This is a genomic window from Paraburkholderia sp. WS6, assembly GCF_030464835.1.
Classification (GTDB): domain Bacteria; phylum Pseudomonadota; class Gammaproteobacteria; order Burkholderiales; family Burkholderiaceae; genus Paraburkholderia; species Paraburkholderia madseniana.
This window is the reverse complement of sequence record NZ_JALQCK010000095.1, coordinates 1-5,382: the sequence shown is the minus strand read 5'-3', so window position 1 is coordinate 5,382 and position 5,382 is coordinate 1. Positions and strand designations below refer to the sequence as shown.

The 5,382-nt window shown below is 59.0% G+C and carries 6 protein-coding genes; 3 read left to right on the top strand and 3 right to left on the bottom strand.

Annotated elements, in window-relative coordinates; genetic code table 11:
* Positions 1-41 precede the first annotated feature (41 nt).
* Together M0D64_RS44525 and M0D64_RS44520 are read right to left on the bottom strand one after the other, a co-directional pair.
* On the bottom strand, positions 42-1,055 hold the full coding sequence (locus M0D64_RS44525; protein WP_266262271.1) for an FAD/NAD(P)-binding protein: 1,014 nt from the start codon (positions 1,053-1,055) through the stop codon (positions 42-44).
* The gene (locus tag M0D64_RS44520; protein ID WP_266262270.1) at positions 1,052-1,183 is read right to left on the bottom strand and encodes a hypothetical protein; all 132 of its coding nucleotides are present in this window, start codon (positions 1,181-1,183) and stop codon (positions 1,052-1,054) included. Before M0D64_RS44520 ends, M0D64_RS44525 begins: the two co-directional genes overlap by 4 nt.
* A 312-nt stretch (positions 1,184-1,495) precedes the next feature.
* On the opposite strand from M0D64_RS44520, the gene M0D64_RS44515 reads away from it, so the two are divergent.
* Both M0D64_RS44515 and M0D64_RS44510 read left to right on the top strand, forming a co-directional pair.
* Positions 1,496-2,365 carry an AraC family transcriptional regulator gene (locus tag M0D64_RS44515; protein ID WP_266262269.1) on the top strand — a complete coding sequence of 290 codons (870 nt, stop codon included), beginning with the start codon at positions 1,496-1,498 and terminating at the stop codon, positions 2,363-2,365.
* Between the two features lie 332 nt (positions 2,366-2,697).
* On the top strand, positions 2,698-3,435 hold the full coding sequence (locus M0D64_RS44510) for a hypothetical protein (protein ID WP_266262268.1): 738 nt from the start codon (positions 2,698-2,700) through the stop codon (positions 3,433-3,435).
* A 404-nt stretch (positions 3,436-3,839) separates the two neighbouring features.
* Here M0D64_RS44510 and M0D64_RS44505 read toward each other — a convergent pair whose 3' ends face one another.
* Entirely contained in the window at positions 3,840-4,442 is a 603-nt protein-coding gene (locus M0D64_RS44505; RefSeq protein ID WP_266262267.1) for an NADPH-dependent FMN reductase, read from the bottom strand.
* A 128-nt stretch (positions 4,443-4,570) separates the two neighbouring features.
* On the opposite strand from M0D64_RS44505, the gene M0D64_RS44500 reads away from it, so the two are divergent.
* Complete coding sequence (locus tag M0D64_RS44500) at positions 4,571-4,960, top strand: helix-turn-helix domain-containing protein (RefSeq protein WP_171928539.1); 390 nt, start codon at positions 4,571-4,573, stop codon at positions 4,958-4,960.
* Positions 4,961-5,382: the final 422 nt, after the last annotated feature.

The window sequence follows — 5,382 nt, the reverse complement described above, 5'->3', positions numbered from 1 at the left end:
CTTTTTCATCCCGCCAGGATACCAGGTCCGACAAAAAGTGCCTAACACCCTCTAGTTTTAGCGTGGATCGCATTAATCGTTTCCACAAGATCGACGAGCACGTCTTGCCATTGGGATTGACCGAGTTCGGCGAGAGAGATCTGGTCGCGCAACCGCTGATCGCACGTGTGTGCACCGCTGAACTGCTTGCGCCACAAAGGCCCGGCCAAGGTCGACATGTGGTGGACGAAGTATTTCAGATATGCGTGCCTCAAGCCCTTCGGATATGAAGCATCGCCGCCCGGCGTCCATCGCCTGAAAATCGACTCCAACCACGAGCGGTCGAGGCGAAACCGCGCATTTCTGATGGACCGGCTGCGCACGGCCGGAAGCGCGCCGGACGGCGATACCATCGACACCTTGCAGTCTTGCCGGCCCAGTAAGACGGCCGCATCAACCGCCGAGAGTTTGCTGCCAACCACAAGCACGCGCGAATGCTTAGGTATTCGCTGCAGCATGTCGGCCTCAGGATAAGGACTGCAAATCAGACGCGGATGGTCGATGTGTGGTTTCAGCAAGTCGGGAAGGCGTGGAGCGCCAAGGCCCGTGCAGAAAATGACATCGGTCACAACGAGCGAATACGAGGCGTCGTCACGCGCCAGCTTCAACTCATGGCCGCACGCGTCGATGACACGCGCGGAATGAAAGTGATACGGCAGGTGAACCACTTTTATCCCGCGCCGGCATGCAATAGCCACGTAATCACGAAAGCGATCCGTCAGATATGCACCGACCCACGATCGCGGCACAAACGCTTCTGGACTGACATATCGGCCGTTTTGCCGCAAATAGAGCAGAAAATCTTGCGGGGCGTCTGCCATCACCGACATGATCTCCGCCGACGTGTTGCATATCAGGTCATCGTCACTGTTTCCAAACACCAGGCCGGGGCCGATTTCGCCGGGGGCTATCACATAGATGGTTTTCGCTGCGCGCCGTTTGACAAGCGCGACAAACGTTGCAACACAAGCAGCACCACCGCCAACCAGAGCCACACTATTTTCGTCCTGTTTCATAACACTGATGTCCTGTTCTTACCGTTGGCCGCATTGCGTGCCATCGGATGATCCGGGAAAAGATGAAAGCGCCCGTTGTCGTACCAATGGCTTCGATAGCCGCCGCGCCAGCGTTCTGCGTCTTTCATGCGTGACGCCACGATATCCAGCGCCCGCGTGGCGAGTATTGAAGAATCCTGCGACCGCAGAGCGCTCGTCCCAACACTTTGCCTGGTTGCAAGATTCTTCAAGACCGATGCACGCACGGCCTGGTAGGCTGAAATAGACGTGCGGCGTAGAGTTCGCGGCGTTCCCCAGGTCTGGCGACAAGATTCGCCGTGGAAAACACCGTTACGTCGGCGCTCAGCGCAAACGGAAAGTATTCGGTATCGTTTACGTGACGGTTCCTCTTCTCGTATCGGGAATTGGCTCGCTCGGGTGATCTATCTCGCCTGAAGGCCATGCGTCAAGGAAAGCATCTGGAATCTTATTTCGAGGTAGAGATGTCGCATGACAGCAGCGTCAAGGTTTGGCGGATGACGGACCTGCACGACGCGGAGATGCTCAAGGGTACTTACGTTCAACATATGTATCCATGGCACTCTCATGAGGAAATAAGTTTGGGTCTAGTGCTCGAAGGGGCAATCGACTTGCGCACGCGCTCACATCAGGGCATTGCCAAAGCAGGCTCTTTCACATTGATCAACGCAGAGGAAGCTCACTATGGCACGCCGGTGAATGGCGGAGGCTGGCGTTGCAGAACGATCCACATCAATCCCAGGATGGTGCACAACACCGCGGCGGATTTGCGAAGGTACTCGCCCGCGTCCAGCATCGCATTTCTCGGACCAACGTTCGACGATCCTGACGCCGCTCGCGAATTGCTTGAATTGCACCGACGCTCCGAGGCAGAAACGTCCGCGCTCGAGCGTCAATCGCGGTTAGTCACGCTGATCGTGAGACTGTTGCTGCGACATTCGGAAGCCATGGCCACCGTTCCTGCACGTGTGCGGGAACCCCGTGCGGTCGAGCTGGCGCGCGATTATCTGGTCGAAAATCTGGGGGACAAGGTCACTCTGGAGGAACTCGCGGCGACGTCAGGCGTTCCGCCGTTTCGGCTTCTACGCGCCTTCCAGCAATCGGTCGGGCTGACGCCTCACGCTTATCAAACGCAGACGAGAATCCGTGAGGCATGTCAAATGTTGCGTTCGCGGCAGCCGCTTGCCGACATCGCTATCACTACGGGGTTTGCGGACCAGGCCCATTTGACCCGCACTTTTAAGGCAATCATGGGCATGACGCCGGGTCAGTATCGCGATGCATTCCGTTAGGCGAACGACAACAAGGAAACCCGGAGCCGCTATCAAGTCGCGAAGCGGCTGGTCAGGCAACCCGAACTAGCTGTTTCTGAATGGCCGTGTCTGGACTATAGAGCACATGGACAATCGCAGATCCTCAGGGGCCAAACCCTATCTTGAAGACCGCTTGGCGCTTAGACCGAGCCTTATCGCGCAACACACCGTCTCCTAGATAGGATTGACTGCATCAGACACCGACGGTATTTTTACAGGCGGGGCTTCACGCCCCCCGCGCCGCCTCACAGTTCATTTTGATTCCGTGCCGGCTGTGGAGGCTCGTCGGCACGGAAACTCGGACCGAATCCATGCGTATCTACTTTCAGAACGCGTCTATCCCGACGCGGGCCGCCAATCGGCTCAAATACCGCCTTTCTCTAAAGGAATCCCAGGCGCGACAGGTGACCTCCGAAGTCTTCGGCTATAGAGACTGGACCGACCTCCACGGCGAGCTGGGCAGCAAAGCAGCTTCCGCGCTCGACGAGGCGTGTGACAGCGCGACACTAACCGAGAGACGCGTATATCAGGTGTCGCAATTGCTCGCATCGTCAGTTGATCTTCACGGTGAATCCGCGGACGACTTAGTTCGATGGTGGCAACCATCGGCCGCGCATGCGCACGAAGAGTGCGGGGACCCGACAGAAACGCCGTTTGCCGGCTCAAAGGAAGATCTGAGTTTTCAAGAGGCGCTGAGCACGTTGGCTCACGCCGTGCACCGGCCCGTTGGCCACTTCGAACAAGCGCTCATGACTGGCATACACAGAACGGAAAACGAAAGCTCGCTGAGGTTTGTAGAATCGATTGCTGATGAGTTGCTAAGCGGCAACCGAAACCGGGAACCCGAAGTGGCTCGTCACCTCCTTGAGGCTTTGGCATCGCGAGGGCTGCCCCGGTCGATACTTAACCTGGCGACGAGTTTGACGCTTGGCGATGGTGGTCCGAAAGACGAAAAAAGAGCCACGGACTTGCTTGAGCAGTTGGCTGAATCTGCTTCAACTCCCGATGATCTGAAGCGGATTGCCGAATCACGTCTAGGCACCGCCTAAGCACCTGGCATCGCGCAGGCGACATCCCCGCTGCATTCAACGCCGGCCTGTATCGTGATCACGCTGCGGAAAAGAGGGATCAATCTGCGAATCCGGCGAGAGCTGCTCGTTTCTATCGGCTTGTGGCGGCCAAAGGGCACGTACCGGCGTCGACGAATTCTGGACTCCAGACGAGCGGATCCTTGAGGTCCAGAAAACGATGCGTGCCATCAAGGGTGGTGCAAAGCGGGCCGCCGATTCGCATGAAGTCACAGCAAGCCGGCCGCCGCCGTTGGCTGAGATCGCACTATCGACCCGCAGACGACATTCGCCGCCACAAATCTGCCGCATGGAAGGCGTCATCTGCTTTGAAGTGGCGAGTGGCGATTGGTTTACGCCGTCACGCCGAAGGCTTTCCCTCTTTGCTATCGGTCGGCGGCGCCGGTCCTCATGCCTTCGCGTGCGGGCTTCAGCGTCCTGGCCCACCATGACATGTCGTCAAGTAGCTTGTTGGCCGCCTGCGCCAGGTGCGGGAAGTCTTCGAAGGTCTTGCCCTGCTGCATGATGCCGAGGGATTCCACCATGCCGATGTGAACGGCATGGCTCACCGGTGCCATCTGCAGCTCGACTGCAACCAGCCGCAGTTGCTCGACGGCCCGTGCCGCTCCCACCCCACCATAGCCCACGAAGCCGATTGGCTTGCGGGCGAACTCGGTGTAAGCGTAGTCGAGCGCGTTCTTCAACACCGCGCTCGGGCCGTGGTTGTACTCGGGCGTCACCACGATGAAGCCGTCGAGTCTCGCGAGCTTGCCGGCCCAGAGCCGCGCCGCCTCGTTATTGACCGGCCCGTAGGCCGGCGACCGCGGCTCGTTGAAGAAAGGCAGCGGGTGATCGCGCAGGTCGATCAGCTCGAAGACAAGGTCGGTGCGCTGCCTGGCGATCTCATGGATCCAGTGCGCGGGCTTTTCGCCGAAGCGGCCTTCTCGGGTCGAGCCGATCACGATGCGGGGTTGTTGCTGTTCGGTCATGGGGTACTCCTGCAACTTGGGGAGGAAAGGTTCAACGAGGCTGATCACTCTCGTCTTGGTCGATACGAACAAACTGTTCGTTGAGATATAGTGGGCTCTGTCGCCGACACCAGCAAGGAGGCACTTTTATGGTCGATACGAACACTGCTGTTCGCGCCCCAGAAGCGTCGAACCCCCACGAGGCTTGCAAGGCGGTAGTCGAGACACTCGCTCGCATCGGCGACAAGTGGACCGTGATGGTGGTGGGCGCCTTGTCGCAAGGACCGATCCGCTACAACGAGATCCATCGCCGCGTCGAAGGGATTTCGCAGCGCATGCTCACGCTGACCCTGAAAGGGCTGGAGCAGGACGGGTTGGTCACGCGCACAATGTATCCAACGATTCCACCCCGCGTGGACTACGAGTTGACCGAACTCGGACGCAGTTTGATCGTGCCGTTGAAAACGCTCGCTGAATGGGCGCGGGAAAACCGGCCGGCGATGCTGGCCGCACGGGAGGCGTTTCGGACAAGGGGATAGCACGGCTCGCCGCGCACGCGCTTTACCGTCCCGAAATCGACCTGGTGCTTGCGGCGTACGACGTGAGCCCGGGTCTTTCGAGGACTGTTGCTCGCGCGGCGGGCTATGGCCCCGCTCGGTCACCAGCAAGTAGTCGGTCTAGGATGCCCGCTCATAGGCCGAAACTGCTAGTAAATGAGCCACCGCACTTCGTCCGCAAACGCGCCGATTGCAGACACACGAGGAATTCCTATGAGTGTCGGGAGAGGGCCGGGAGTGTGAGTTCACTGATGCAGGATGCTGCCGTCGGGTTGCTCGATGCCGCCATCGTCAGCAATCAGCCACATTGCTGACGTAGAACCCAGCCCATCCCAATGACGGCTCAGGCCGATGGGACTAAACCGCTCGCGCGGTAAGGGGCTCCGGCACAACTCTGGCGGCGA

Coding starts and splice junctions, on each gene's coding strand:
- M0D64_RS44525 (WP_266262271.1), bottom strand. CDS start 1,055: ATGAAACAGGACGAAAATAGTGTGGCTCTGGTTGGCGGTGGTGCTGCT.
- M0D64_RS44520 (WP_266262270.1), bottom strand. CDS start 1,183: ATGAAAGACGCAGAACGCTGGCGCGGCGGCTATCGAAGCCATTGGTAC.
- M0D64_RS44515 (WP_266262269.1), top strand. CDS start 1,496: ATGCGTCAAGGAAAGCATCTGGAATCTTATTTCGAGGTAGAGATGTCG.
- M0D64_RS44510 (WP_266262268.1), top strand. CDS start 2,698: ATGCGTATCTACTTTCAGAACGCGTCTATCCCGACGCGGGCCGCCAAT.
- M0D64_RS44505 (WP_266262267.1), bottom strand. CDS start 4,442: ATGACCGAACAGCAACAACCCCGCATCGTGATCGGCTCGACCCGAGAA.
- M0D64_RS44500 (WP_171928539.1), top strand. CDS start 4,571: ATGGTCGATACGAACACTGCTGTTCGCGCCCCAGAAGCGTCGAACCCC.